We start from the raw sequence: 26,079 nt of genomic DNA on the forward strand, positions 1-26,079 counted from the left end.
GGGCCCGGGCGCCGGCGCGGGCCGTTGCCGACGGCAGCGCCGCGGGCGCATGGGGGGGCGCCGGGGGCCCGGGGACGGGTCCGGCGGGGAGGGAAGGAGCGCCCGGCGCGCCGGGCGCCGGTGGCGCGGCCGTCGGCGGCGGTGGGAGGTAGGCCCGGATCGGCCAGTGCCGGTCGAGCGCATAGGCGACGCCGCGGGCCAGCTCGCCGTCCGACCGCTCACTGTCCGGCCCGCGGCGGTCAGGCCCGCCAACGCCGGCATCCGAGGTCCCGGCCGCCCCGACGGGCCCGCCGTCCGCGCCGTGGGCCACGCCGGGACCGGCGTCGGCACCCGGGCCGGCACCCCCGACGCCGGCGGCCTCCGCGGCCCACCGGGGGCCCAGGACGAGGCGCAGCAGGCGGCGTACCAGCTCGGCGGCGTCGGGCCGGGCCGCCGCGTCCTTACGCAACGTCTCGCCGACCAGGCCGGCGAGGTCCTCGGGAATGCCGGCCAGATTGGGCGGGTCGTGCCGGACCCGGAACAGCACCGCGTCCGTGGGGCCCGCGCCGAACGGGGTACGCGCCGTCGCCGCGTAGGCGACCGTGCAGCCCCAGGCGAAGACGTCCGCCGGCGGACCGACGACCTCCAGGCCGTTGAGCTGCTCGGGACTCATGTAGCCCGGGGTGCCGACCGGGGTGCCGACCCTGGTGAGCACGGTGACGTCGGTCGCGTCCGCGATCCCGAAGTCGACGACCTTCGGGCCTGCCTGCGTGAGCAGGACGTTGCCCGGCTTGAGGTCACGGTGCACGACGCCGGCGCGGTGCACGGCCAGCAGCGCCTCCGCCAGGCCGAGGGCCAGGGTGCGCAGGGACGGGCCGACGATCGGTCCGTTGCGCAGGGTCCAGTCGGCCAGGGTCGGGCCGGCCAGGAACTCGGTCGCCAGGTAGGGCGGGTACCAGTCGGGGTCGGCGGCGTAGACGCGGGCGGTGCACACCCCGCGGACCCGGCGCATCAGCTCGATCTCGCGCCGGAACCGAGCCCGGAACTCGGCCGAGTCGGCGAGCTCGGCGCGGATCACCTTGACCGCGACCGGGGTGGGCCCGAGCAGCCCGTAGTAGACGATGCCCATTCCGCCGGCACCGATCCGCGCGGTCAACGTCGTGGGCCCGAGCCGCACCGGCAACGCGATGTCCTGCACGCGACCGCTCTCCGATGCTGTCTAGGCCCGCCGCTGTCAAGGCCCGCCGCTGTCCCCGTCTCGCCCCGGCGCGTCACCGCTCCGCCGCGTTCGGACCCGCTATGCCCCGTTCCGCCGCCAGACTACCGTCGGCGCGCCCACCTGGCCCGCGCGCGGCCAGCACTTCGCCGGCCCAGCGTGAATCCCCGCTCGCATCCGGAAAGGGCGGCCGCCCCGCCCAGAACGGGCGCCCATAGCGCTGTCAGCCAGCCGCGGCGGCGTAGGCCCCGGCACGTTACCGCCGCGGCGGCGGGCGCCGGCCGTGATGTCAAACAGGCGATATCGCCGTGGCGACTGTCGGAAACAGACGACGACTATCGTCGCGGCCCACCCGGGCCGTATCTCCGGCGGCGGACGCCCGGCGACGACGGCGCCCGCCGGCCCCCGAGGCGTATCCGGCAGGCGAGAAGCGAGCGGGAAAGCCTGAGCGGAAGGGCGGACGAGATGCGGAGCCCGCGGCCGAACACGAGCTGGATCGCGTCGCTGACCACCAACACCCAGGACGCCGGCTCCCTGCGCGAGGCGATTCTGCGGGACGTGAAGCGGGTCATCCTCGATGGCGCGGCCGCGCCCGGCTCGGCGGTTCCGGTCGACGAGATCGCCGCGCACTACCAGGTCAGCCGGATACCGGTCCGCGAGGCGCTGATGAGCCTCGTCGGGGAGGGCCTCGTCACCCACCGGGCCCGGGGCGGCTACACGGTCGCGACGCTGACCCCCGCCGAGATGCGCGAGTTCTATCTGGTCCGGGAGGTGCTGGAGGCCGCCGCGCTGGCCGCGGCCGTCCGGCGCGCGACGGTGTCGGACGACGCCCGCGCGCTGGCCGCGCACGAGGCGATGGCGAACGCCGTGACGGCGGGCGACTCGCGCGGCCACCACCGGGAGAGCCGGCGATTCCATCTGGCGCTGGTGAACGCCTCGGGGATGGCCAGGCTGGGGCACATGTACGAGTCGGCCTGGAACGTGACGGAACCCGCCCGGCCGATGGACTACGCCTCCCGGGACGCCGTCGAGGCACTGGTCACCGACCACGAGCGGATGCTGCGCGCGTTCATTGCCCGGGACTGCGAGGAACTCCTCGCCGCGTCGCGGGTGCACCATTCCCGGCTGCAGACGTTCATCGCCGCGCTGCCGGCGGAGCCCGGCCGATTTCCCGTCTGAGGACACTTCTCCCGCGCCGGACGGGTGGGCACCGCAACCGTCCAGAGCAGATATATCCGTCCGGTCACTCCAGCGAAACAGCGCGCGCCTAGCCTCCTGAAGGAAGGGCCGGCCGGCTTCCGAACTACTGTCCACACCCGCGTATTCAGCCCCCACCCCCGTCCTTCTCCTTTTCCGGGTGTCCGCGCGCACGGCGGGTCTTCTTTTGCGCGCGAAGAAACAGGCCCTGGCCGGGAGAATTCACCAGACGGGTGGCCAGTCGACGCGACCCCGCAGGAGTGACAATGACAGAGTTCACCGCCATGCCCGGCACGGCGCCGGGCCTGGCCACAGCCAACGAGGACCTCGTCGAGGCCGCCGGCCAGCCGATCGGCTCGGGCCTCGTCAAGCCCGGCTACGACCCGAGGCTGGCGAACGAGGACCTGGCGCCGCTGCGCCGGCAGTCCTGGACCTCCTACAACATCTTCGCGTTCTGGATGTCCGACGTGCACAGCGTCGGCGGCTACGTCACTGCGGGCAGCCTCTTCGCGCTTGGCCTCGCGGGCTGGCAGGTGCTGGTCACCCTGGTCGTCGGGATCGTGATCGTCAACTTCTTCTGCAACCTGGTGGCCCGGCCCAGCCAGCAGGCCGCGGTCCCCTACCCGGTCATCTGCCGGGCGCCCTTCGGCGTCCTCGGGGCGAATGTTCCCGCGATCATCCGGGGCCTGATCGCGGTCGCCTGGTACGGCATCCAGACCTTCCTGGCCTCATCCGCGCTGGATGTCGTGCTGGTCAAGCTCTGGTCGGGCCTCGCGCCGTACGCCGACGTCCACCAGCACGGCTTCCTCGGTCTGCCGACGCTCGGCTGGGCGACCTACACCGTGCTGTGGTTGCTGCAGGCCGCCGTCTTCTGGACGGGCATGGAGACGATCCGCCGGTTCATCGACTTCTGCGGTCCGGCCGTCTACGTCGTCATGTTCGCGCTCACCGGCTACCTGCTCTACAAGGCCGGGTGGGGCGCGCTCAGCCTGAACCTCGGCGGAAAGCACCACGGGTCGACCATCTCGATGATGCTCGGCGCGACAGCGCTGGTGGTCTCCTACTTCTCCGGTCCGATGCTCAACTTCGGCGACTTCGCCCGCTATGGGAAGAGTTTCAGGGCGGTGCGGACCGGAAACTTCCTCGGCCTGCCGGTGAACTTCCTGCTGTTCTCGCTCCTCGTGGTGTTCACCGCGTCGCTGACCATTCCGGTGTACGGCGAGCTGATCACTGACCCGGTGCAGACCGTCGCCCGGATCGACTCGACGACGGCCATCATCCTCGGCGCCCTGACGTTCACGATCGCCACCATGGGCATCAACATCGTGGCGAACTTCATCTCACCCGCGTTCGACTTCTCGAACGTCAGCCCACAGCGGATCAGCTGGCGCGCCGGCGGCATGATCGCGGCCGTCGGGTCCTTTCTCATCACCCCGTGGAACCTGTACAACAACCCCGACGTCATCCACTACACGCTGGAGACGCTGGGCGCCTTCATCGGGCCGCTGTTCGGCGTCCTCATCGCCGACTTCTACCTGATCCGCAAGCGGGTCGTGGTCGTGGACGACCTGTTCACCATGGAGCCGAGCGCGACCTACTGGTACCGCAAGGGCGTGAACCCGCCGGCGGTCATCGCCACCGCCGTCGGAGCCGTTCTGGCCGTCATACCAGTGGTGGTACCGACCTCGGCGGTGCACTGGATGGGCACGGTGGCCCAGTACAGCTGGTTCATCGGCATGGGTGTCGGCCTCGTCACGTACTACCTGCTCGGCAGTCGTTCCGCGATCACCGCGACCTCGCTGCGGCCTGTGACCGGCGACCCCGACCCGGCGCTCGCGACCATCCCGGCGCAGCCGGCGCCCGAGGGCGCGCCGGTCTCGCCGGAGGTGTAGCCGAGCCCGGCGATGACACCCGCGACCGCGAGCACGCCGCGGCCCACCCTGACCCAGGGGGCCGCGGCGGCCACGCCGGAGCCGGCACCCGGCCTGCCCAGGCGGGCCGGGCCGCTCCTTACGCTCATCAACCCGAACTCGTCGGCCGCGATGACCACGCTGGTCGGTGCGTCAGCCCGGCTGGTCGCCGGGCCGGACACCCGGATCGAGGCCGTCAACCCGCGGATGGGTCCCGCGTCGATTGAGAGCCACTACGACGAGGCGCTCGCCGTCCCCGGCGTGCTCGCCGAGATCGCCCGCGCCGAGGCGGCGGGCAGCGCCGGCTACGTCATCGCGTGTTTCGGGGATCCCGGGCTCGACGCGGCGCGGGAGCTGGCCCGGGGCCCCGTCGTCGGGATCGCCGAGGCGGCGATGCACACGGCGAGCCTGCTCGGCCGGTCGTTCAGCGTGGTCACGACCCTGGGCCGGACCCGCGGGCGGGCCTGGGATCTCGCCGACCGGTACGGGGTCCGGGCGCTGTGCCGCAGCGTTCGCGCCTGCGAGGTGCCGGTCCTCGAACTGGACACCGACCCGCTAGCGAGGTCCAGGATCCTCGCCGAGTGCGGCGCGTCGGTGGAGCGGGACGAGGCGGAGGTGATCGTCCTCGGCTGCGCCGGCATGGCCGAGCTCTGCGCCTGGCTGACCGCTGAGCTGGGTGTCCCGGTCATCGACGGCGTCGCCGCCGCGACCGTGCTCGTCGAGGGTCTGGTCAGGCTCGGGCTGTCGACCAGCGCCCGGGGTGAGTACGCCCCGCCCCCACCCAAGCCCTACACGGGCATCCTCAGGCCGTTCGGCCTGACGGAAGGCCACTGACCACTGCCGGGCCGCGGCCACACTGCTGCGGCCGTTACGCGCCGGCTCGGCTGACCAGGCCAGGTGCCGCGGCTACCGCGACCTCGACGACGAGGGCCGGGCTTCCGGTGATCCAGGCGTGCAGGTGGCTCACCTCGTCGCCCGACAGCTCCATCCGGGCGTTCTGGCAGAGCAGGACGGCGTTGTCGGCGAACGAGCTGGCCAGCGCATGGGCGTCGTCACCGGGCTGTGGCGGCCGGCCGGCGTAGAGCAGGCCGTTGAGGACGAAGTTCACGGCGCCGCGGCCGATGTGCTCGCCGCGTTCGAGGCAACGGTCGCGGACCGCGCGCGAGGTGCCGGTCCGGTTGAAGCCGTGGACGGCGACCTCGGCGGCGAGCTCCTCGAACAGGGCTCCGAACTCGTGCGAGCTCAGCCGGGGAATGTCGGTGACCTGGGAGATCCGCGCGATCAGCTCGGCATGCGGGGCGGCCGGATCGCCCTGGCCGGCGCCGCCGGGCTGGCTGCCGGCCGGCAGGGTGTGCCGGGCCGGGTCGTACAGGTACTCGGGGGCGGCCGAGATCGCGATCCCGGGGAGGTCTACGAGCGCGAGCAGCTTCTTGAACGAGCCGGTGCCGGCCCAGCCCTCGGTGACCTCCGGGCCGAGGTGGGCCCGGACGAGCTGGGCCGCCGACGCGAGGGTGATCGGCCGTTCCGAGATGGTGATCAGCTCGCGGACCTGCTCCGCGATGGACTGGCGCAGACGACTGTCCTGCGTGCTCGGCGGCGCGGGGAACGGCGGAGCGACCGCGGTGCCCGGTCCGGTCGCGGAGGCCACCGAGTTCCCAGGGGCGGCGTTCCCAGGGGCAGCCGTGGTTCCAGGGGTGGTCGAGGCCGGGGGCTCGGGTGAGGTCGGGATCCCGGCGGGCGCGCGTCGCGGTGGTAAGGCGTCGTTCGCGGCCGGGTCGTCGGATAAGGACCGCGCCGGCAGCTCCGTGAGGCGACCCCGGCTGGCGACGCCGTCGGGGGACAGCTCGCCGTAGGCCGCCGACGCCGACGCCGACGCCGACGCCGACGCCGACGCGCGGACGGTATCCGTCCCGTCGAGGGGGAGATCCGCGGTGGCGGATCCGGCGGCGTGGCCGAGGGCCGGCGTGACTCCGGGGTGGGCGCCGTTTCCGGGCTGGTGGGTGACGCGCGGTTCGAGCGTCAATGCGTCGTCGATGAAGGCGTCCTCGCCGACGACGTGGTCACAGGCCGCGCGAAACGCCCGCGCCGATGGACCGCTCGTGATGATGACCGTTCGACGGTCGTGGGCCCGTAGCCGCAGCATCACCGGCGTGTAGTCAGCGTCGGCCGAGAGGAGGATGACCTCGTCGAACCGGGTCGGGTGGCCGAGGATGTCGAGGACGTCAATGACGATGTGAATGTCGGCCGAGTTCTTGCCGGCGGCGGTCAGCGGCGGGCAGTCGACCACGTGGAAGCCCGCGCGGGTGAAATAGGCACGATATCGCGCCGAGCTCACCGGATTGAGGTAGCAATACCGGATGAGCAGGTCCCGGCGGAAGTCGGTGGCACCCAGCGCCGGATAGGCAAGCGTCTCCAGCCAGCTGAGCCAGCATTGAGGGTTGACCGCGAACCGGTTCGCGGCGGCGGCGTCGAGCCGTTGCAGCCCCATGTGGATGTTCTCGAAGTCGACGAAGAGCGCACTACGGACCCGTAATGCGCTCGGCTGACCCCCGCCCGACGCGCTCATGGCGGCTATCGTGCCGGATCTAACGTCCCGGACCAAGCACTACGGCCCCTGGCCTCGGGTCTAACGGTCCGGTCGGCACGCTCCGTCCCCCTGTGGTTACGTACACGCCGCGACCGGCCTCTTGATCCATGCCGTGTCCGCTCTGTGTGACCTGGCTAACACGGTGTCGCATAGTCGTGCTCCTGCGGTCCCCGGCGCAGCCGCACGCTCAGCTTCACTTCCATCCTGAAAGCGCTGCTGCCGTCGTCAGCCACCCGGCCGGGCACCCCGGCAGGCACGCCATCGGCGATGGCCGCGGGCGCGGTCCGATCGCCTCGGATCAGCCGATGACTTCTCGCCTGGTGGCCCGCCTTTTACACCCCCGGTTGTCCGGTTCGGCCACGCGGGCTATGGTTCGCCGCGGCGCCAGATTCGACCGGTGGACGCACTCCCAGGCGAGCTGGTGAAGCCACTTCTGCCGCCCGCCCGCAGGCCCGACTGACCGCGTCGGACGCCTCCGTTCCGGGACGCGTTGTTCAACCCCCGAATCAACCTGTTCCTGTTTCTGAAACTGCTCCGCCGGAACCACATCATTCGTGTCCGCCTGCTCCCGCGCGCAGAGCCTGGGAAACGGCGAGGCCACCGGCGACATCGCGTGCCCAGGTGGTCCTGCTTGTCGCGCGATCAGAAATCGACGACGTTCTCCAAGGAGGCGAGATGTCCAACGGCCGTACTGACCGCCGTGGCGTCGGATTGCTGTGGCTCGTCGCCGCGGTCGGCGCCGGCGCGACGATCTGGGCCGCGTGTACCGACTCCGGCACCCTCTCCTACCGCACCTGCACCGCGGCGCCCGCGGCCACGTCGCCCAGGACGGCGGCACCCGGGACCGGCGTCGCCGCCACCGCGGTGGTGCTGCTGGCCTGGCCGGTGCCGCGGACGTCACCGGGACCAGCCCGGCCGGCCGGGACGCCAGGTGTCCTCGCATGCGCCGGCTGACGGGAGACCACGCGCGGGCACGGCCCGCACGGCTCCCCCAGGTTCTCCGTCAGCGCCCGCGCCTGCCCGCCTGGCCGGATCGGCCTCGCAGGCGAGCCTGGTTGCCGGCGGCGTCACGCCTGGACGGCGTGGCGTTCCAGATGGGCGAGGACGGTCTGGTTGGCGGCCCAGCCGTCCGGGAAGCGGACCGGCTCGTCCAGGTGGACGGACCCGCTGGACGGATGGGCGTCGAGCAGGTCACGGATGCCCGCGCGGGCGACGACGACGCAGGCCTGCCGGTGCCTGGAGGCCAGCACGCACAGCCGGCCGGCCTCCAGGTGGAACGCGGTCGCGTCCCGGCGGCCGGACAGCGGATGCAGCACGACGGTCACGTCGTACTCGCGGCCCTGCAGCCGGTTGGCGGTGTCGACGACGACAGCCTCGGCGAGGTCGGCGCCGAGCGCGGCCCGGATCGCGGCGGCCTGGTCGCGGTGGGCCGCGCCGATCGCGACGCGGCCCGCCGTGACCGGATGCTCGCCGCCCGCGCCGTCACGGGAGGTCGCGACGGGGCCGCGGGCGAGCAGCCGACGGGCGACCTCGGCGACCGCGCGCACGGCCTCGGCGTCGGTGCGCACGGTGCCGCGGGCGGGCAGTTCCAGCAGCCCCCACCCGGTCCGCGCGGCCACGTCCAGCACGTCGTCGACGACGCCGGCCGCCGGTCCGCCGGCCGGGCGCGGCCCGGTCGGCTGGGTGGCGGCGCCGGTGAAGGTGAGGCGGCGGTCGCCGGGGCCGTTGCCGGTCCGGAACCCGGTGAACGGGTAGAACGCGTCGGCCACCACTCGCTCGGCGCTGCGCGGAAGCCGCCACGACACCGGAAGGCGGTGCACGGGCAGGTCCGGGTTGCTGCGCAGCAGCACGGCGACGGCGCTCTGCATCGGGTCCCAGGTCAGCCCGCGCCAGCGATCGCTCTCGACGGTCGAGAACGGGTCGAGCTGGCCGGGGTCGCCGACGAACAGCGCCCGTTCGAAGCGGGTGGCGATCGCCAGCAGGGCGTCCGAACGCATCTGGTAGGCCTCGTCGACGATCGCGAACCGCCAGGCGGCGTCCTTCACATAGGCCCATTTGGCGGCGGTCGCGACGGTGACCCGCGGTTCGCCCAGCGACTTCATGTCGGTGCCGACCGTGACGTTCGGCAGTCCGTCGATCCGGGGCGGTGGTACGTAGCCGGCGCGGCCGAGCCGGCCGACCCGCAGGTCCGGCGCCTGGTCGAGCAGCGTGCGCGCAAGCTTCTCGACCAGGTCGTCGACCTGCTCGTTCGTCTGCGCGACGATCATCAGTGGCTCGTCGGCCAGGGCGAACTCGGTCGCCGCTCGCACGACCAGCGTCGACTTCCCCGCCCCTGGCGGGGAGTCGACCACGACGCCGCGGTGCCGGCCCGACCGGAAGTCGGCCAGGATCTCCTCGGTCACGCGGTCGGCCGCCGCCTTCGGGTCGTCGTCCCCGCCGGCCTTCGGCGCCGTCACCCGCTCACCATGAACCACCTGCGCCGCAGCTCCTTCCTAGCCAGGACCGTGCCATCGCCCGCCACCCCGCCCGCTCCCGGGCCGGCCGGGCCCCCGCCCGCGCCTGGCCGGGACAGAGCGCCGACGGAGCGGATCCCGGGTCCGGCACCCGGATCACTCCCAGCGTTCCCGGACGTCGTCCTCGGTGGGCTCATAGGGGCTCGGCGGACCACCGTGGGTCCACGGGGTGTCCTCCGGCGCCGGCAGCCCGGCGGAGAACATGCCGTCCGACAGGAGGCTGGTGTAGCTGAGGGCCTCGCCCTCGACCGGGACCGAGCCTGGCGGCGGAACCTTGGACCGCCCCATCCCGCCACTGAGCTCCAGCGTCACCAGCAGCCCGTCCGCGGCCGGGCGAACACCGACGATCTCACCGAGCTGACCACGCCGCGCCGGCGACTCGACCTTCGCGTGCGGCGCGAGGCGGACCGGGTCGACGGTCAGTACCTCGACCAGCGGCCGGGTGACGAGGGTGCCGCGGCTGTTCGCGACCCGGCGGTCGCGTTCGACGCCGACGACCTGGCCGACGAACGCCTCGCCGCTCACCCGCTGGTTCGCCAGCACCAGCGGGTCGTCGAAGGCCTGGTCGGCCTCGTAGCCGGCGAGCTCACGCTCCAGCACGGCGAGGCGCCGGGCGGCGGTGACGGCTCCGTCGCGCCGTGCCTGCGGCAGCCCGCCGTCCTCGGCGGCCAGGTAGGCGAAGTAGGAGCTGAACCTGGCCCGGTCCTGCTCCCAGCGGCGTGCCACGGATGCGCCGGGCGGCAGTGCGCGCAGCAGGTCGACCGCCCGCCACATCAGGCGCCAGGTCGGTTCGAGCTGACCGCGCAGTACCTCGGCGACCGCGTTCTCGGCCACGACGACCTGGGGGTCCTCAATTCCGCCGCCGGTCGTCGCGGCGGACTGGGCGACGGCCTCGTCGTAGGCGCGGATCGCGGGCGCGAGCACCCGGGTGTCGAAGCCCGGGTCCGTCGTCGGCCCGGCCGGCGGCCAGCGGGCCGGGTCCTCCGCCAGCCGGGCCGCCTCGGCACCCGAGCGTCCGGGCGGCGGGTCGATCCAGGCCATCAGCGCTGCCAGGTTGGCGTCCTCCAGCGCGCTCTGCCCGGTGGCCCAGTGCTTGCCCAGCGCCTCGGTCATCGCCACCAGCGCGGACGACCCGGGATGCTCGGCGCGCTGGGCGAGGAACGTCAGCCAGCGGCCCAGCAGCGGCACGCCGGCCGGGACGGCGTACTCCCCCACCGTCGAGCGGAACCGTGTCGAGCGGCCGAACAGCCGGACGAAGTCGGCCCCGGCCCGGTTCGGGACGAGCAGCTGGGGCGCGTCCAGGAACCTCGTCGCCTCGGCGAGCTCGCCGGCCGCGGCAGCGGCAGCGGCCTGGCCACCGTCGTCCGGGGCGCCGGTGGCCGCGGCACCCTGTTCGGTCACCGCGGCCGGTGGCGTCCGCGTGGCCTTCGGCGGTTTGACCGGCTCGGAGCCGGCGCCCGCGCACCGTGTCACCTCGGCCAGCAGCACGGCAGCGAGCTCGTCGGCGAAACGGAACCGACGGGACCGGTCCCGTGGCTGCGGAACGACCAGCAGCACCGGCCGGTCCACGGCCGTGCCGACCATCGCGGCCAACGGCGCGTTCGCCTCGCCGGCCATCGTCAACGGCACCAGGACCAGCGGCGACTCGGACAGGTGCAGATGGCGCACCGAGGCGACGGGCTGCGCGACGCCGACCGCCGCGGCCCGCGCCCGCGCGTACGCGCCGATGGCGCTCACGGCCCGCCCTCCAACGGCGCCGGGCCGGGCCGCGACGGCGCCGGCAGGCTGGCGAGCACCTCGGCGTAGACCCGGGCCGTGGTGCGCAGCATCGCCGCGGCCTCGGCCTGGTCGTCGTCCGGCGCGCGGGTGCCGTGCGCGAGGCCGAGCGCGTCGGCGACAGTCTCGACCCCGCCCAGCTCCTCGCGGACGCCGATCCCGAGGGTGGCCGTACGCCCCGTCGCCTCGTGCCGGCAGAAGAAGGCCAGCTCACAGGTCGAAAGACAGCCCGGCGCGTAACGGGCCGCGAGCTGCCCCAGCGCGGTGGTCAGTGCAGCGGCGTCGAGCACCGGCGCCCCGGCGCCGTCGACGGCGAGATCGAGGCGCAGGTCGTCGGGGAGCGCGTCCAGCAGCGAGTCGATCCGGGTCAGCCGCGCCAGCTGATGCTCCAGGATCAGCAGCTGCCTACGGACGTCGACCTTCGTCGCGACCGGCGTGTTGGAGAAGTCCTTCGGACAGACGAGCACCACCTCGTGGGCGACCGCCTCGGCCCGGCCGAGCAGCCGGCGCAGCGCGAGCACATAGACCGCGGCCTGGATCGCCGCCGCGGCGACCTTCTCCCCGTCCGCCTGCCCGTCGATAACCGGAAAGGACTTGATCTCGACGATGTGACAGACCCCGCCGGGCTGGACCGCGACCAGATCCGGCTCCAGCGACACCTCCTGCCCGGCGACGTCGAGCCGCAGCAGCGGATGGTCGAACACGGCACCGCCGGCGGAGGGATCAGCCGCGGCGTCCCTGGCGGCCTCGGTCAGGGCCTCGACCGAGGCGGCGTGCCGCGCGTCCAGACCTGCTTCCCCCGGAGCGCCGGCCGCGAGCTCGCCCGACGCACCGAGATCCCGGTAGGAGGCCGGGCCGAGGTCAAGGCCAAGCTGGTCACGCAGCAGCCGGAGAAGCTCGGTGCAGCCGTCGGCCTTGACCTGCTTCTCGAAGACGTTGCCGCGCACGATCGCGAACGGGGACTGCCCGAACCCGGCCGGGTAGCCGACGCGCCCCGCGAGCCCGTCCTTGTCGACCCCCGCGGCGTCCAGCACCGCCCGCCGGCCGCACCCGGGATTGCTGGTCAGCGCGGCGATCGTCCGGGCGTTGTGCCGCCGCGGGATCACCGCGCCTCGGATCCGCTCCAACCGCGCTTCCGTCTTGCCTTCGTGCCGCACAACCCGCCCTTCGTGCGCCAACGCCCCGCTACCCCGTCAGCACCGATCCTTTCAGGACCGATCCTGACGGACAGAGGCCGACACCACGCGGGCGCCCCGCCGATCCACCGCCGGCCACCACCGGTCGCCGCCGGCCGAGGCCCGACAGTGGCCCCGACCAGCGGCGACGAAGAGAAGCGACGGCAAGTGGCGACGAGCAGTGGCGATGACCCGAGGCGACGAGCAGTGGGGACGAGCGGCAGGACGACCGCCATCCGCTCTTCTCAGCGAGACACGGCCGTCCACTCCGGATCTCCGGCGGCCAGCGGCTCGGAACCTCCGGCGGACAGCGGCCCGGGGATTCCGGCGGCCAGCGCCTCGGAGCCGCCGGCGGACAGCGGCTCGAGACCTCGGGCCGACCGCGGCTCGGGCACGACGGCGTTCGCGTCGGAACCCGGACGGGCCGCGACCCGCAGCCCCTGCCCGACCAGCACCGCTCCGACCAGGACGACGCCGGCGTCGACAACCATGGCCCACCGCAGTGCGGGCAACGAGTCCAGCCCACCCAGCCCGATGGCCACGGCGCTCATCACCGGAACCCCGACGGCGATGGCGACCTGCTGGGTCATCGTCGCGAGGCCGGTGGCGAGCCCCTGCTCCCGGTCGGGCAGCCCGGTCGTCGCCGAGACCATGAAGCCGACGATCGCGCACACGTGCCCGACCGCGCCGACGAAGGTGGTGGCGCCGACCAGCCACAGCGAGCCGAGCGTCGGCCCGACGAAGACCAGCAGGGCGGTCAGTACGGCCTGCACGGTCAGACCGCCGGCGGTCGCCCACCGGACCCCGACCGCCGCGATCACCCGGGGCCCGGCCCAGCCGCCGATGATCGCGCCTGCCCCCATCGTCGCCAGCATCAGCCCGGTCCGCAGCGGGTTCAGGTGCAGGACGTGCTGCAGGTACATGGTCAGCAGGAACACCAGCGCGGGTTCCATCGAGAAGGTGACGAGCCCGGCGGCGTTGCCCCAGCCGACGGTGCGGCGGGTCAGGATCGTGACCGGCACGAGCGGGCGGGGGTGGCGTCGCTCGGCCCGCCAGAACCCGACGAGCAGCGCGGCCGCCGCGACGAGGCACCCGATCGCCCACCGGTCCCGGACGCCCTGCGCGCCCAGCCGGGTCGCGCCGTAGACGAGCGCGAGCAGGCCGGACGTGACGAGCGCGGCGCCGGGCAGGTCGAGCCTGGTCCGGTCGCGGGTCGACGGGTCGGTCAGGACGAACGGCGCGACCGCGACGACGGCCGCGGCGATCGGCACGTTGACCAGGAACGCCCAGCGCCAGCTCATCAGGTCGGTGAGGACCCCGCCGAGCACCGCGCCGCTGGTGAACCCGGTCGACATCATCACGCTGTTGAGCCCGAGCGCGCGCTGGCGCAGCGGGCCGTCCGGGAAGGTCGTGGTCAGCAGCGACAGTGCCGCCGGCGTCACCGCCGCCGTCGCGAGCCCCTGCGCGACCCGGGCCGTCAGCAGGAGCGCGGGGCTCGTGGCCAGGCCGCCGAGCAGCGAGGCCAGGCCGAGTGCCGTCATGCCGACCCCGAAGACCCGCAGCTTGCCCAGGTAGTCGCCGATCCGGCCGAACAGGAGGGTGAATCCCGCGGCGCACAGGGCGAACGCCGTCGCGATCCACTGCACGTTCGCGTCGGAGAACCCCAGCTTCGCGCCGACCGTGGGCAGCGCGACGTTCAGCACGGAGAAGTCGACGCAGAGGGTGAACTGCGAGGCCAGCAGCAGCACCAGGACCAGGACCTGGCCGCGGGTCATGCGCGTCGAGGCGGCCGGCGAGCCGGCGGCCTCGGTGGTCGTCAAAGTGGTCACGGTGTCGAGGCTGCGCCGGTTCCCGATCGCCAGCGACACCCCTGCGCCGCCACCCCTCGGCGTGCCTACCACTGGCAGGGATACCCAGCGGGGCCACGCGGGAGGCACGATGAAGGGCATGGCGACCGAACTCGGCGAGTTTCTGCGCACCCGCAGGGCGGCGGTCAGCCCCGAGGACGTGGGCCTGGTGTCCTACGGCGCCCGCCGGGTCCCCGGGCTGCGCCGCGAGGAGCTCGCCCACCTCGCCGGGGTCAGCCCGACGTACTACACCCGCCTCGAGCAGTCCGACCAGCACAACGCCTCCGACGGCGTCATCGACGCGCTGGCCAGGGCCCTCGCGCTGACGGACGCGGAGCACGCGCACCTGCGGCGGCTGGCCCACCCCACTCCCCGGCCGCCGCGCCGGGCACGCGTCGAGCGGCCCCGGCCGTCAGCCGTCGGGCTGATCCGTTCGGCGCCGGGGCCGGCGCTGATCGTGTGCCACCGCAACGACGTCCTGGCCTGGAACGAGCTGGGCCACCGGCGGGTCGGCGCCGGCCAGCCGTTCGAGCAGCCCGACGACGTGCGCAACCGGCCGAACTTCGCCCGGATGTTCTTCCTGGAGCCGGGCGGGCGTGACCTGTACGCCGAGCCGGACCAGGTCGCCCGCAGCCTGGTCGGCTTTCTGCGTCTGTCCTCCGGGCTGCACCCGGACGACCATCAGCTCAGCTGCCTGGTCGGCGAGCTCGTCCAGCGCAGCGACATCTTCGCCGCGCTGTGGGCCAAGCATCCGGTCATGGACTGCGGCTACGGCGTGAAGAAGTTCCAGCACCCGCTCGTCGGCCGGCTCGACCTCGCGTACGAGGGCATGACGCTGCCCGACACCAGCCACCGGATGGTGCTCTACCACGCCGAGCCCGGCACCCCGAGCGCCGACGCTCTCGCCCTGCTCGCCGCCGGCTGAGCCCGACGTCCGACCTGGCCCGGCCTGGCCCGGCAGCTCCGGCCGCTAGGGCAGGCGCCAGTCGACGGGCTGGGCGCCCTGGCTCAGCAGCAGGTCGTTCGCCCGGCTGAACGGTCGGGAGCCGAAGAAGCCACGGTCCGCCGAGCGGGGCGACGGGTGGGCCGACTCGATCGCCGGGATGTCCGCCAGGAACGGGCGCAGGCCGCGCGCGTCCGCGCCCCACAGGATCGCCACCAGCGGCTTGCCGCGCCCGGCCAGCGCCCGGATCGCCTGCTCGGTGATCTCCTCCCAGCCCTTGCCCCGGTGCGAGCCGGGCTGGCGGGGTGCCGTCGTCAGCGCCCTGTTCAGCAGGAGCACGCCCTGGCCGGTCCACGCCGACAGGTCACCGTTCGACGGCTCCGGCACCCCGACGTCGGCGCGCAGCTCCTGGAAGATGTTGACGAGGCTGCCCGGGAGGCGCCGGACGTCGGGGGCGACCGCGAAGCTGAAGCCGATGGCCATGCCCGGCGTCGGGTACGGGTCCTGCCCGACGATCAGCACGCGCACCTCGTCGAACGGCTGCTGGAAGGCCCGCAGCACGTTCGGCCCGGCCGGCAGGTAGGTACGCCCGGCCGCGATCTCGGCGCGCAGGAAGTCACCCATGGCCGCGACCCGCTCGGCGACCGGCTCCAGCGCGTCGGCCCAGCCCGGCTCGACCAGCTCCCGCAACGGTTGTCCTGACACGAGAGATCAACCTACCGGCCGTGGCGCGCCGCCCGACCGAACGGGTCACCTTCGCGCCGGCACGACGGCTCAGACCGCGCCGACGGTGGTGACCCTGAGCTCGTGGACGGCCGGGTCCGCGCAGGCCAGCGTGCCCTCGGCGCCGTTGATGGCCACCAGCAGGGCGACGGTGTTGTCCGGCGGGTAGATCCGCATCGTGAACGCCTTCGCCATGCTGTCGGGGGTCAGGCAGCCCGGCAGCACCCCCGGCTGGGTCATCAGCACGGTGAAGACGAGCAGGCCACCCGGCGCGAGCGCGATCCGTCCGCCGCTCTGGCCGGCGAGGCCGGTCGACTGGCCGGGCGGCACCCGGTCGGCGGGAGCGCCGAGCTGGTGGCCCGCGGCGTCCAGCAGCGAGACGCCGGGATAGCCCTCGACGGCGCAGCGCTTCTTGCCGGTGTTCGTCAGCGCCATCTCCTCGTACACCGTTCCGGCCGCGCCGTCGGAGTTCTGGAACTTCGCCGCCAGCGAGGACGACGGGCAGGTCGGGACGGCGGGCGTGGCGGGCGCCGTGACCGGGCTCGTGGCGCCGGAGCCGCCCGTCGGCGCGCCGGTGCCGGACCCGGCGCTCGCCGTCGTGGCCGGCGGCGCCGTCGAGGCGCCGGTCGAGCCCGAGGCGCCGCCCGACCCGGAGCAGGCGGCGATCGTCACGGCGATCAGTACGCCCAGCACCGGTCCGGCCACGGCCCTTCGGCTGGCAGCGCCGCCGTCCGCCCGGCGTCGGGCCGGTGGCCGACCACGGGCGATGACCGTCCGCGCCGCGGCCGCGCGGCCGACGAACTGGTGACCTTCGCTACCGGTGTCCATCGCAGCTCCATCCGACGAGATGTCCATGATGCTGCGCTATCGGACGCCGTGTTCGCTTCGGTCAATCGACCCCAGGACACCTAATCGGCCGCAAGACGCTGAGACGTCGCGGAATGTCGGTGCCGTGTGGCAGATTTCGGGCCATGCCAGAGCGTCCGCCCGTGCCGGCCGAGATCATCAGGCGACTTGGCTCGCTGCTGGGCAGCTTTCCCGACTGCCAGGAGGAGGAGGCCTGGGCGGGGGTGCGCTGGCGGGTCGGCGGGGCGACGGTCGCGCACGTGTTCGGCGGTGAGGACCAGCTGTTCAGGATCACGTTCCGCGCCGAGCCGTCCGAGCTGATGGCGTTCGAGCGGCTGGGCGCGCCGTACTTCAGGGCGTCGTGGGGGGAGAACGTCGTCGGCCTGGTACTGGCCGACGACACCGACTGGGACGAGCTCGCGGAGCTGCTGACCGATTCCTTCTGCCTGCAGGCCCCGCCCCGGCTCGCCGAGCAGGTGGCACGGCCGGACCAGGTCGGCTGACAGGGAAGCCGTGGCATCCGGCCTTTGTCCCGGAAGTTCAGCGGCCTGATTGTTACCGTGCCGGCGAACGGATTCTGCCCGGGAGGGTTCTCAGGCGGCGAGGACGCGCGGACAACCAGGGAACGGATGCAACCATGAGGCTTCTGGACGGACGAGCGATGGCCGCCGAGATCGGCCGGCATGTCGTCGACGAGGTGGCGTTGCTCGTCGACGCGGGTGTCACGCCGACGCTGGCCGTGGTGCTGCCGGGCGACGACCGGGCGGCGCTGTCCTTCGCGCGGGTCATCGAGCAGACCGCCGGGCGCGTCGGGGTGGCCTGCCTGCGCCACCAGCTCTCCGGCAAGCCCGACGAGCTGACGGAGACCCTCGGCCGGCTGGCCGCCGACCCCGCCGTCCACGGGATTCTGGCCCAGACGCCCCTTCCCGCCGGGATGACCGCCGACGAGGTCGGCGCCCGCATTCCGCCGAGGAAGGACGTCGACGGGATGAACCCGATCAGCCTCGGCCGGCTGGCCCTGGGCCTGCCGGCGTTCGCCCCGGCGACCGCCGCCGCCGTGGTCGAGATCCTGCGCCGTGGCGACGTCCCGATGGCCGGGGCGCGGGCCTGCGTGATCGGCCGCAGCCCGGTGGTCGGGAAGCCGGCGGCACTGCTGCTGCTGGCCGAGGACGCCACCGTGACGGTCTGCCACTCGCGCACCAGGGACCTCGCGACGGTGGCGCACGAGGCCGACATCGTCATCGCGGCCGTCGGCCGCCCGAGGCTGGTCGGCGCCGGGTTCGTGCGGCCCGGGGCGACCGTCATCGACGTCGGCACGAACGTCACCGACGAGGGCCTGGTCGGTGACGTCGACGCGGACGCGATCGCCGCCGTCGCCGGCGCCCTCACCCCGGTGCCCGGTGGCGTCGGGCCGGTCACGACCATGCTGCTGCTGCGCAACACCGTCCAGGCCGCCCACCGCGCCCGCTGAGGAGGTCCCGGACGTCACGTGAGAGCCCGACGGCGGGCGGTGGCGGGTAGGAGCCGGTCAGTCGGGCTGGGCCGCCTGGATGGGAAGCGGCGCGGGGCCGGACTCGCCCGCGGAGCCGTCGGGCTCTGCCCGCACGACCGGCACGACCGGGTCCGCGAGGCGGATCCGGTTGCGGCCGGCGGCCTTCGCTCGGTAGAGGGCCGCGTCGGCGGCCTCGAGCGCCCCGGCGAGGCCGGCGGAGTGCTCGCAGACCGCCGCGCCGACCGAGACCGTGACGCTGACCGCGTCGCCGTCGAGCGCGGTGGGATCCAGCGGGCAACGGGTCGCCGCCACCTGCCGGCGAATCCGCTCGGCGATCTCCGCGGCCGTCACCAGGTCGACCTCGGCGAGCAGGACGACGAACTCCTCGCCGCCGAACCGGCCGACCAGGTCCCACGGCCGCGTCGCCGCCCGCAGCGCCTCGGCGACCGCCACCAGGACGGTGTCGCCGAACAGGTGGCCATGCCGGTCGTTGACCTGCTTGAAGTGGTCGATGTCGACGAGCAGCACCGAAAGCGGGCGGCCGGCGCGGCGCGCGCGGATGAGCTCGGCGTCGGCGACCTCCCGCCACCAGGTGACGTTCGCGAGGCCGGTCTTCGGGTCGGTGCGGGCGGCGGCGAGCAGCTCGTCGGGTGGCAGGCTGCGCGCCAGCAGCAGCGCCGGCGGCGCGGCGGCGAGCATGAGCAGCGGGTTCGCCACCCACAGCGCCGCCACCGCGACCGCGGCGCACAGCTCGGTCAGGCTCAGCAGCACCACGCCAGCCACCGGGACGGCCACAGGCGGCGCGGCCCGCGGGCGCTCACCGCGCGACCAGAACCGGTGGGTCGCGCCGGGCAGCAGCAGCCCGCGGACCAGCGCGAACCCGCCGGCGGCGGCCGCGAGCCCGGCCAGCCGCACCGGCGAGCCGGTCAGGTCGTGCGCCGTGTACGAGCCGTGTGCCGGGACGACAAGGCCGTGCAGCCAGCTCGCCGCCGCGCCGGCCACGCCGAGAGCGAGCGCGTCCTGGACCCGCGGTCTCGACGGCAGGCGCGCCGGGCGGCTGCCCAGGCTCGGGCGCGGCTCCCCCGGGCCGCCGGTCACGTTCGCCCCGGGCGCCGCCGGGGGCTGGCCCCAGCGGGCCCATCCGCCCGTCCGCAGCAGGCACAGCGGCAGATGAGCGACCAGTGCGTAGGACGGGGGCAGCAGCAACGCGACCGGCAGCGTCCAGACGACGACCAGGCCGCGGTCGCGGCCACCTGCCGCGCCGGCCGGGCGAGCGGTCAGCAACGCGAGGGCCGCGAAGGCGAGCAGCGTCGCGAAGGTCGCCGCGTCGGTGGGCCGGACCGTCAGGCCGGCGAACCCGCGCACCGCCAGGGCGAGCCACAGAATGCCCAGGCCGGCCAGGCGCCAAGCGGGCCGCCCGGCCCGCGAGGACGGCACTTGCGGGCCGATGCCGAACGCTGTCGCGGGGCGGGCGATCCCGGGCTCGGCGGGCAGGACGGCCGGCGCGGGCGCTGGCCGGGCGGGCAGGCGTCGGGCCGACGCGCCGACGATGGCGCTGGCCGGCGGGCGGTCCGTTCGCGGGTGCTGCCAGGCAGCCCCGGGCCGGGAGGACTCGGGCCGGGCGGGATCGGATCTGGTGGCCTCGGGGCCGGCCGGGATCGCCGGCAGCCCGACGGCCGGTGTGTCGACGACCCAGCCGACGTCCGTCGCGAGGGGCACGACGCCCCCGCTGGCCGCGGCGGGCCGCGAGGGTAAGACCCGCCGTCTGGCCATCGCCCTGGGATCCGGGAGGCGGAGCTGGGCCGGTCGCCACCAGGACCGCGCGGCCGCGTTGGACGCCGTCGCGGGTCCACGGCCGGGTCCAGTCGGCGGAGCCGCCTCGGGGCTGTCGCCAGGCCCGCTGGAAGGACGCGGGCCGACGCACTCGCCGCCGCCGTCGCGCGCGTCACCGTTCGCGCCGGGTCCGCGCGGTGCGCCGGGGCGGGCCGGGCCGAGAGCCTCACTGCCGTCGCAGGAGGTGGGACCGTCGGTCGCTGTGGCCACGGGGCATCGGCCTTCCTCGTCCAGGTCCAGGGCGGGATATCGCCGGTTCATCGCCCCCCTGGGGGTAGTGCTACTCCCTGTGCTCTGCTGAGAACAAAGAGTACGAAGTCCGGGCCGGTATCGGCAACCACTTCGCGGACGCCTGGAATCTGTTGCCTTAGGTAGCGACCGACTGGAATCGGTTTACGCACAGCGACCATCTGAACACCAAATTTGAGCGCTGACCTGCGCGAACAAGTCGCTCCCCTACCAGCCTCCAACGGCGCCCCACCCCGCGCCGCGGTGACCCTAGGAACACAGTGGTCTTCACCAGCAGATCACAGCCCATCCACGGCGCCCGCCCGGCACCCAACCACCGCACCAAGATTACGGCGCGCCGCGGGGGCCGCCGTCAACAGCGTTGACTATCTTGTGGGCTGCCGGGCGAGCGGCGCCGGGCCGGGTGCTCAGCGCGAGGCCGTCGCGACGGCCTCGACCATCGCGGCGGTGAGCGTGGCGATGTCCGCGGTGTCGGTGATGTAGGGCGGCATCGTGTAGACGAGCCGGCCGAACGGGCGGACCCAGACGCCCAGCTCGACGAGCCGGGGCTGGATGACGGTCATGTCGACCGGTTCGCGGGTCTCGATGACACCGACGGCGCCCAGCGTGCGCACCTCGGCGACGCCGGGCAGCTCGGCGGCCGGGGCGAGACCGGCGGCGAGCTCGGCCTCGATCCGCCGGACGTTCTCGCGCCACGGCGAGCCGAGCAGCAGGTCGAGGTTCGCGGTGGCGACCGCGGCCGCCAGCGGGTTGGCCATGAACGTCGGACCGTGCATGAACGCCCCCGCCTCCGAGGCGCAGACCCCGTCGGCGACCTCGTCGGTGCACAGCGTCGCCGCCATGGTCAGGTAGCCGCCGGTCAGGGCCTTGCCGACGCACATGATGTCCGGGCTGATACCCGCGTGGTCGCAGCCGAACAGCTCGCCGGTCCGGCCGAACCCGGTGGCGATCTCGTCGGCGATCAGGAGGACGCCGTGCTCGTCGCACAGCTCGCGGACCCGGGTCAGGAAGCCCGGGTGGTAGCCGCGCATCGCGCCGGTGCCCTGCAGCACCGGCTCGAGGATGACGGCGGCCACCTCGTCGGCGTGGGCGGCCAGCAGCGCGGCGAACGGCGCCACGTGCGCGTCGGTGCACGGCTCGTCGAAACCGCACGGCGGCGCCGGCGCGAACAGGTGGCGCGAGAGCAGCCCGGTGAACAGGTGGTGCATCCCGCCGTCCGGGTCGCAGACGGCCATCGCGCCGGAGGTGTCGCCGTGGTAGCCGCGCCGCACGGTCAGCAGGCGGGTGCGCCGGGGCCGGCCCCGGCCGAGCCAGTACTGCAGCGCCATCTTGATCGCGACCTCGACGGAGACCGACCCCGAGTCGCACAGGAACACCTTCGCCAGCCCCGGCGGGGTGATCGCGACCAGCGTCTCGGCCAGCCGGACCGCCGGCTCGTGGGTGAGTCCGCCGAACATGACGTGCGCCATCGCGTCGAGCTGCGCGTGCGCCGCGGCGTCGAGCACCGGGTGGCGGTAGCCGTGGATCGCGGCCCACCACGACGACATCCCGTCGATCAGCTCGCGCCCGTCGGTCAGCTGGAGACGCACCCCGGACGCCGACGCGACCGCGAACAGCGGGCCGCCCGCGGCGGCTCCGGCGGCCGCGTACGGGTGCCAGACGACCGCCCGGTCCCGTGCCACCAGCCGCGCCGCGGCGCTGCCGCGCGGGTCAGGACCACCGCGGTCCGGGTCGCTCACCGTCGGGGTGTTCAGCAGCTCCACCCGCCCCACTCTTCCACTCACCCCACTCTTCCACTCACCCCACTCTTCCACTCACCCCACTCTTCCACTCACCCCACTCTGTCGGATCGCCGCGCGCGACCAGCGAGCCAGGCGGCCTCGGCCGGGCCGCCGCCGTCGTCGTCTGGGCGCCGGGGGCCTAACCGGCCGCCGCGCCGCCACGGGTCCCGCTGCGGCGCAGCAGCGCAAGAACCGTCACCACCAGGGCCGCGACGACCACGATGAACACCAGTCCGGCGGTCCGCAGCGCGGTCAGCTCGGCCAGCACGCCGATACCGACCACGGGCACCGAGATGGCGACGTAGGCCACCACGAAGAACGCCGACGACGTCTCGCCGCGGGCCGCCGGCGGCGCGGCGGCGAGCAGCGCGCCGAGCCCCGCGGCGAAGCTGAGCCCCTGGCCGGCCCCGGTGACCACCCCAGCGACTACCAGCAGCGGCAGCGAGGCGAACACCAGCGCCAGAGCGACGGCGACGAGGCCGGCGAGCAGCGTCCCGCAGCCGAGCCACAGCCCGGCCGCCGGCCCGGTCCGGCGGGCCAGCGCCTGGCCGGCCGCCGACGCGGCGAACACGGCGGCCACCACCAGCCCGGTGACCAGCGGGTCATGCTGGTGGAGCACCTGGCCGAGAAACGCCGGGGACACCGCGGTGAACATGCCGAGCACCGCGAAACCGGCGAAACCCGCGAGCGCCGCCCGGACGAAGACCACCCGCGCCGCGTCGGGCACCCGCGGCCGGGAGACCAGCCGACCGCCGCCGGCCCGGTTCGCGGCCCGAGCCGCCGGCGACACCGTCTCCGGCAGCAGCAGCACGGCCAGCGCGGCGGGAACCAGCAGCGCCAGGTCGACGACGAACGTCCACCGCAGCGGGTCCGGTCCGAACTGGGCGACCAGGCCCGCGATCACCGGGCCGCAGCCCAGGCCGCCCATGTTCGCCACCGTAGCCAGCAACGCGGCGCGCCCGGCCCGGCCCGGCCGCGCGAGGTCGACGATCGCGGCCGTCGCGGTGCCGGTGAACATGCCGGCGGACAGGCCGGACAGCAGCCGCCCGACGAGCAGCGCCGGCAGGCCGCCCGCGAGCAGGAACACCACGGCGCTCGCCGCGGACACGGCCAGTCCCGGCAGCAGGGTGGCTCGCCGGCCGATCCGGTCCGACAGCCGGCCGAACAGCAGCAGCGCCGCGATCACCCCGACCGCGTACGTCGCGAAGATCACCGTGACCACCAGCTGGGAGAAGCCGAACTCGGCCCGGTAGTGGGGGTACAGCGGCGTAGGCAACGTCGTGCCGGCCATGGTGACGACGAACGCGTACGCGGCCGCCGCCAGCGCGGCCCCGCCGCGCAGCACACCCCGGCCCGCGGAGGCGGGCACCCCGCCGGGCGCCGAGGTCACGGATGGGCCGGCCGTCGACGGCGGGTTCACAGAGCGCACGGGAGTGACAATGCCCCCGTCGGCGTCACGGCTTCCCGCCGGGCACGTGACGGAGACCACCGGGGGTTTCGTCCGGCGACCCGCGCGAACCGGAGGGCCGCGAGCCGGCGATCGTAGTTCCCGACGGCGGGGACCGTTGGGGCGACGGACCCGCGGGCGCCCGGGTAAGCCGGGTTCGGCAGGATGGCGGACGTGGTCATCCCCATCCACGACATCAACCCGCTGAGACGTCGGCCGGTCATGACCTGGCTGCTCATCGCGGTGAACGTCCTCGTGTTCGTGCTGTTCACCCCGGTGTCGACCGCGGTGATGGGCCTGCACCGGGGCACCAGCCCGAACGTCTGCGAGCAGCGGCGCTTCTTCGAGGAGTGGGGGGCGATCCCGAAGGAGCTGATGAGCGACAAGCAGCTGCCGGTCGCCGACACCGGGAAGATCGGGCTCAACCCGGACGGCACCACCGGCTGCGAGGTGAGCTCGCCGCCGGCGTTCGAGAAGAACCCGATCCTGTCGGTGCTGACCTCGATGTTCCTGCACGGCAGCTGGGTGCACCTGCTCGGCAACATGCTGTTTCTCGGCGTCTTCGGGAACAACGTCGAGGACCGGATGGGCCGGCTGCGGTTTCTGTTCTTCTATGTGGCCTGTGGGTTCGTCGCCGCCTATGGCTTCTCGTTCGCCCAACCGGACTCGCGGAGCACCCTGATCGGCGCCTCGGGCGCAATCGCCGGCGTTCTCGGCGCCTACCTGGTGGTTTTCCCGCGCGCCCGGGTGATCGGCGTCGTGCCGATCCTTTTCTTCATCCCGTTCTGGCTGCCGGCCTGGCTGGTGCTCGGGTTCTGGTTCGTGCTGCAGTACCTGTACTTCGCCGGCATCGGCGTGTCCTCCGGCGGCGCGGTCGCCTACGGGGCGCACGTGGTCGGGTTCGTCTTCGGCGCACTGGTGGCGCTGCCGTTCGTCCGGAGGCTGCGCGCCGCCGGCCCGGACCCACGCCGCCACGCCCCACGAACCCGCTGGGTCCGCGGCACCCGTTGGTAAGTGCGCGGGGGCCTGGACGGCCCCCGCGCTGTCGGGCGCTGAGCGCCCTCCCGCGTCTGCTGATGGCAGCCCTGGAGGTCGGTCGCCGGTCTGGACGGGAGGTCTGGATCTTGGCTGGGTCGGCGGCGCCGGTTCTCGGGCGTGGTGCTGTGAGGGGGGTCGCCGGTAATACGGTGGATCCCGGACAGCAGGTCAGGCAGGGTGGGACCGGCCATGGCCTCCGTATACCGGCGGGCGCTCACGACCGAGGGTGCCACGCGCTTCGTCCTCGCCGCGTTCGTCGGCCGGATCCCGATCTCGATGCTCGGCATCGGGACCATCCTCTACATCCAGCACGTGACCGGCTCCTACGGCGTCGGCGGCACCGTCGTCGCGGCGGCGACACTCGGCGAGGCGCTCAGCGCGGCCCGGATCGGCCGGGCACTGGACCGCTTCGGCCAGGCCAGGGTGCTCGTGCTGTGCCTGGTCGGCCATCTCGTCGGTCTGGTCGGTCTGCTGGTGACCGTCGGTACCGGTGCGCCACGGCCGCTCTGGTACGTCTTCGCGGCGGTCATGGGCGGGGTGTTCCCGCCGACCGGTAGCTGCAGCCGGGCCCGGTGGAGCGCCTGCCTGACGGACGGTGACCTGCTTGGGGCGGCGTTCTCGTTGGAGGCCGCCGTCGACGAGGTCATCTTCATCACCGGGCCGGTGCTGGCGACCGTGCTCGCGACCGCCGTCGCGCCGGCCGCCGGACTGGTCGCCGCCGGCGTCCTGCTGACGGTCGGGACGCTGGCCCTCGCGGCCCAGCGCGGCACCGACCCGGGGCCGCGGCCGGCCGCCGCCGGCCGTGCCCCGCGGCCGCGGGTGTTCCGTGACCCGGCGCTGCGCGCGCTGCTGCTGGTGCTGCTGGCGATCGGGGTGTCGTTCGGCGCGACCGACGTGACCACGGTCGCGTTCGGCCGCCAGCACGGCCTCGGCGCGTTCTCCGGCGTGCTGCTGGCGCTGTTCGCGCTCGGGTCGGCGACCAGCGGGCTGTTCTGGGGGGCGCGGCCCGCCGGGGACGCGTTCGCGCGCCGGTTCCTCGCCGCCTGCGGATTCATGGCCTTCGCGCTGTGGCTGCCGCTGGCCGCGCCGAACGTGGCGCTGCTCGTGCCGCTGGTGGTGATCACCGGGGCGACGGTCGCGCCCTCGATGGTCGGCGCGAACACGGTCATGGAGCGGCTGGTGCCGGCGGCCGCGCGTACCGAGGGCTTCGCCTGGCTCCAGGTCGCGCTGGTCACCGGCATCTCCGCGGGGGCGCCGGCGGCCGGGGCGACGATCGACCGGTTCGGCGCCCGGTCCGGCTGGGCGGTGGCCGCGTGCGCCGGGGTCCTGGTCGGCCTCGCGGCGCTCAGCGGCCGGCGGGCCCTGCTCGGCGCCTCGGCCGCAGACGGTCCCGCCCACGCGGCCGGCCCGGAGACGGTCGTGGTGAGCCGTTCCGAGATGTCCGGTGAGCGGGCCTAGACCGGTCTAGACCCGCCCGGCCCGCGTGTCCCTCAGTGGGCTGCTCACCGGCGGCATAACACCATCGTG

General features: G+C 74.1%; 20 protein-coding genes. 9 read left to right on the forward strand and 11 right to left on the reverse strand.

The window, feature by feature from the left end; all coding sequences use genetic code 11:
• On the reverse strand, positions 1 to 1,177 hold a 1,177-nt coding region (locus tag I6A60_RS30565; RefSeq protein WP_203055758.1), incomplete at its 3' end, for a serine/threonine-protein kinase.
• A gap of 483 nt (positions 1,178 to 1,660) precedes the next feature.
• Between I6A60_RS30565 and I6A60_RS30570 the strand changes: the two genes are divergently transcribed.
• The 3 genes from I6A60_RS30570 to I6A60_RS30580 all read left to right on the forward strand — a co-directional run bounded on the left by I6A60_RS30570 (position 1,661) and on the right by I6A60_RS30580 (position 5,136).
• Positions 1,661 to 2,374 carry a GntR family transcriptional regulator gene (locus tag I6A60_RS30570; RefSeq protein ID WP_203018579.1) on the forward strand — a complete coding sequence of 238 codons (714 nt, stop codon included), beginning with the start codon at positions 1,661 to 1,663 and terminating at the stop codon, positions 2,372 to 2,374.
• Between the two features lie 284 nt (positions 2,375 to 2,658).
• Positions 2,659 to 4,284: an NCS1 family nucleobase:cation symporter-1 gene (locus tag I6A60_RS30575; RefSeq protein ID WP_203018577.1), complete on the forward strand. Its 1,626-nt coding sequence runs from the start codon at positions 2,659 to 2,661 to the stop codon at positions 4,282 to 4,284.
• Between the two features lie 12 nt (positions 4,285 to 4,296).
• A complete protein-coding gene (locus I6A60_RS30580) occupies positions 4,297 to 5,136 on the forward strand; it encodes an aspartate/glutamate racemase family protein (RefSeq protein WP_238436590.1) in 840 nt (279 codons plus the stop codon).
• A 34-nt stretch (positions 5,137 to 5,170) separates the two neighbouring features.
• On the opposite strand, the gene I6A60_RS30585 is transcribed toward I6A60_RS30580, so the two are convergent.
• A complete protein-coding gene (locus tag I6A60_RS30585; RefSeq protein ID WP_203042686.1) occupies positions 5,171 to 6,868 on the reverse strand; it encodes an NYN domain-containing protein in 1,698 nt (565 codons plus the stop codon).
• 696 nt (positions 6,869 to 7,564) lie between these two features.
• Between I6A60_RS30585 and I6A60_RS30590 the strand changes: the two genes are divergently transcribed.
• Entirely contained in the window at positions 7,565 to 7,843 is a 279-nt protein-coding gene (locus tag I6A60_RS30590; protein WP_203018573.1) for a hypothetical protein, read from the forward strand.
• 113 nt (positions 7,844 to 7,956) lie between these two features.
• On the opposite strand, the gene I6A60_RS30595 is transcribed toward I6A60_RS30590, so the two are convergent.
• From I6A60_RS30595 to I6A60_RS30610, 4 genes are all read right to left on the reverse strand, one after another.
• Positions 7,957 to 9,345 (reverse strand): AAA domain-containing protein, encoded by a 1,389-nt coding sequence (locus I6A60_RS30595; RefSeq protein ID WP_307873942.1) that lies wholly within the window; start codon positions 9,343 to 9,345, stop codon positions 7,957 to 7,959.
• 153 nt (positions 9,346 to 9,498) lie between these two features.
• The gene (locus I6A60_RS30600) at positions 9,499 to 11,139 is read right to left on the reverse strand and encodes a hypothetical protein (RefSeq protein WP_203018569.1); all 1,641 of its coding nucleotides are present in this window, start codon (positions 11,137 to 11,139) and stop codon (positions 9,499 to 9,501) included.
• Entirely contained in the window at positions 11,136 to 12,335 is a 1,200-nt protein-coding gene (locus I6A60_RS30605; RefSeq protein WP_203018567.1) for a hypothetical protein, read from the reverse strand. The genes I6A60_RS30600 and I6A60_RS30605 overlap by 4 nt, the downstream gene beginning before the upstream one ends.
• A 263-nt stretch (positions 12,336 to 12,598) precedes the next feature.
• The gene (locus I6A60_RS30610; RefSeq protein WP_238436598.1) at positions 12,599 to 14,128 is read right to left on the reverse strand and encodes an MFS transporter; all 1,530 of its coding nucleotides are present in this window, start codon (positions 14,126 to 14,128) and stop codon (positions 12,599 to 12,601) included.
• A gap of 163 nt (positions 14,129 to 14,291) precedes the next feature.
• On the opposite strand from I6A60_RS30610, the gene I6A60_RS30615 reads away from it, so the two are divergent.
• Entirely contained in the window at positions 14,292 to 15,125 is an 834-nt protein-coding gene (locus I6A60_RS30615) for a helix-turn-helix transcriptional regulator (protein WP_203055759.1), read from the forward strand.
• Positions 15,126 to 15,170: 45 nt separating this feature from the next.
• On the opposite strand, the gene I6A60_RS30620 is transcribed toward I6A60_RS30615, so the two are convergent.
• Both I6A60_RS30620 and I6A60_RS30625 read right to left on the reverse strand, forming a co-directional pair.
• The gene (locus I6A60_RS30620) at positions 15,171 to 15,848 is read right to left on the reverse strand and encodes a uracil-DNA glycosylase (protein WP_203018561.1); all 678 of its coding nucleotides are present in this window, start codon (positions 15,846 to 15,848) and stop codon (positions 15,171 to 15,173) included.
• A gap of 69 nt (positions 15,849 to 15,917) precedes the next feature.
• Positions 15,918 to 16,694 carry a DUF4232 domain-containing protein gene (locus tag I6A60_RS30625; RefSeq protein ID WP_203018559.1) on the reverse strand — a complete coding sequence of 259 codons (777 nt, stop codon included), beginning with the start codon at positions 16,692 to 16,694 and terminating at the stop codon, positions 15,918 to 15,920.
• Positions 16,695 to 16,837: 143 nt separating this feature from the next.
• On the opposite strand from I6A60_RS30625, the gene I6A60_RS30630 reads away from it, so the two are divergent.
• Positions 16,838 to 17,215, forward strand: a complete 378-nt coding sequence (locus I6A60_RS30630; protein WP_238436593.1) for an MmcQ/YjbR family DNA-binding protein — start codon at positions 16,838 to 16,840, stop codon at positions 17,213 to 17,215.
• A gap of 134 nt (positions 17,216 to 17,349) precedes the next feature.
• Entirely contained in the window at positions 17,350 to 18,183 is an 834-nt protein-coding gene (locus I6A60_RS30635; RefSeq protein WP_203018558.1) for a bifunctional 5,10-methylenetetrahydrofolate dehydrogenase/5,10-methenyltetrahydrofolate cyclohydrolase, read from the forward strand.
• 57 nt (positions 18,184 to 18,240) lie between these two features.
• Here I6A60_RS30635 and I6A60_RS30640 read toward each other — a convergent pair whose 3' ends face one another.
• The 3 genes from I6A60_RS30640 to I6A60_RS30650 all read right to left on the reverse strand — a co-directional run bounded on the left by I6A60_RS30640 (position 18,241) and on the right by I6A60_RS30650 (position 23,496).
• Complete coding sequence (locus I6A60_RS30640; protein WP_307873944.1) at positions 18,241 to 19,923, reverse strand: GGDEF domain-containing protein; 1,683 nt, start codon at positions 19,921 to 19,923, stop codon at positions 18,241 to 18,243.
• 770 nt (positions 19,924 to 20,693) lie between these two features.
• Positions 20,694 to 22,025, reverse strand: coding sequence for an adenosylmethionine--8-amino-7-oxononanoate transaminase (bioA, locus tag I6A60_RS30645; RefSeq protein ID WP_203018586.1), 1,332 nt, complete (start codon positions 22,023 to 22,025; stop codon positions 20,694 to 20,696).
• 181 nt (positions 22,026 to 22,206) lie between these two features.
• Complete coding sequence (locus I6A60_RS30650) at positions 22,207 to 23,496, reverse strand: MFS transporter (protein WP_307873945.1); 1,290 nt, start codon at positions 23,494 to 23,496, stop codon at positions 22,207 to 22,209.
• Positions 23,497 to 23,688: 192 nt separating this feature from the next.
• Between I6A60_RS30650 and I6A60_RS30655 the strand changes: the two genes are divergently transcribed.
• Together I6A60_RS30655 and I6A60_RS30660 are read left to right on the forward strand one after the other, a co-directional pair.
• Complete coding sequence (locus I6A60_RS30655; protein WP_203018556.1) at positions 23,689 to 24,528, forward strand: rhomboid family intramembrane serine protease; 840 nt, start codon at positions 23,689 to 23,691, stop codon at positions 24,526 to 24,528.
• 213 nt (positions 24,529 to 24,741) lie between these two features.
• Positions 24,742 to 26,010 carry an MFS transporter gene (locus tag I6A60_RS30660; protein WP_203018555.1) on the forward strand — a complete coding sequence of 423 codons (1,269 nt, stop codon included), beginning with the start codon at positions 24,742 to 24,744 and terminating at the stop codon, positions 26,008 to 26,010.
• The last annotated feature ends 69 nt before the right edge of the window (positions 26,011 to 26,079 follow it).

The sequence above is a fragment of the Frankia sp. AgB1.9 genome, from assembly GCF_016786355.1.
Taxonomy (GTDB): Bacteria; Actinomycetota; Actinomycetes; order Frankiales; family Frankiaceae; genus Pseudofrankia.

Excerpts from the sequence above, each read along its gene's own strand:
- I6A60_RS30575 (WP_203018577.1), top strand. The coding sequence starts at position 2,659 with ATGACAGAGTTCACCGCCATGCCCGGCACGGCGCCGGGCCTGGCCACA.
- I6A60_RS30585 (WP_203042686.1), bottom strand. The coding sequence starts at position 6,868 with ATGAGCGCGTCGGGCGGGGGTCAGCCGAGCGCATTACGGGTCCGTAGT.
- I6A60_RS30610 (WP_238436598.1), bottom strand. The coding sequence starts at position 14,128 with ATGACCCGCGGCCAGGTCCTGGTCCTGGTGCTGCTGCTGGCCTCGCAG.
- I6A60_RS30570 (WP_203018579.1), top strand. The coding sequence starts at position 1,661 with ATGCGGAGCCCGCGGCCGAACACGAGCTGGATCGCGTCGCTGACCACC.
- I6A60_RS30615 (WP_203055759.1), top strand. The coding sequence starts at position 14,292 with ATGAAGGGCATGGCGACCGAACTCGGCGAGTTTCTGCGCACCCGCAGG.
- I6A60_RS30590 (WP_203018573.1), top strand. The coding sequence starts at position 7,565 with ATGTCCAACGGCCGTACTGACCGCCGTGGCGTCGGATTGCTGTGGCTC.
- I6A60_RS30660 (WP_203018555.1), top strand. The coding sequence starts at position 24,742 with ATGGCCTCCGTATACCGGCGGGCGCTCACGACCGAGGGTGCCACGCGC.
- I6A60_RS30625 (WP_203018559.1), bottom strand. The coding sequence starts at position 16,694 with ATGGACACCGGTAGCGAAGGTCACCAGTTCGTCGGCCGCGCGGCCGCG.
- I6A60_RS30580 (WP_238436590.1), top strand. The coding sequence starts at position 4,297 with ATGACACCCGCGACCGCGAGCACGCCGCGGCCCACCCTGACCCAGGGG.
- I6A60_RS30635 (WP_203018558.1), top strand. The coding sequence starts at position 17,350 with ATGAGGCTTCTGGACGGACGAGCGATGGCCGCCGAGATCGGCCGGCAT.
- I6A60_RS30630 (WP_238436593.1), top strand. The coding sequence starts at position 16,838 with ATGCCAGAGCGTCCGCCCGTGCCGGCCGAGATCATCAGGCGACTTGGC.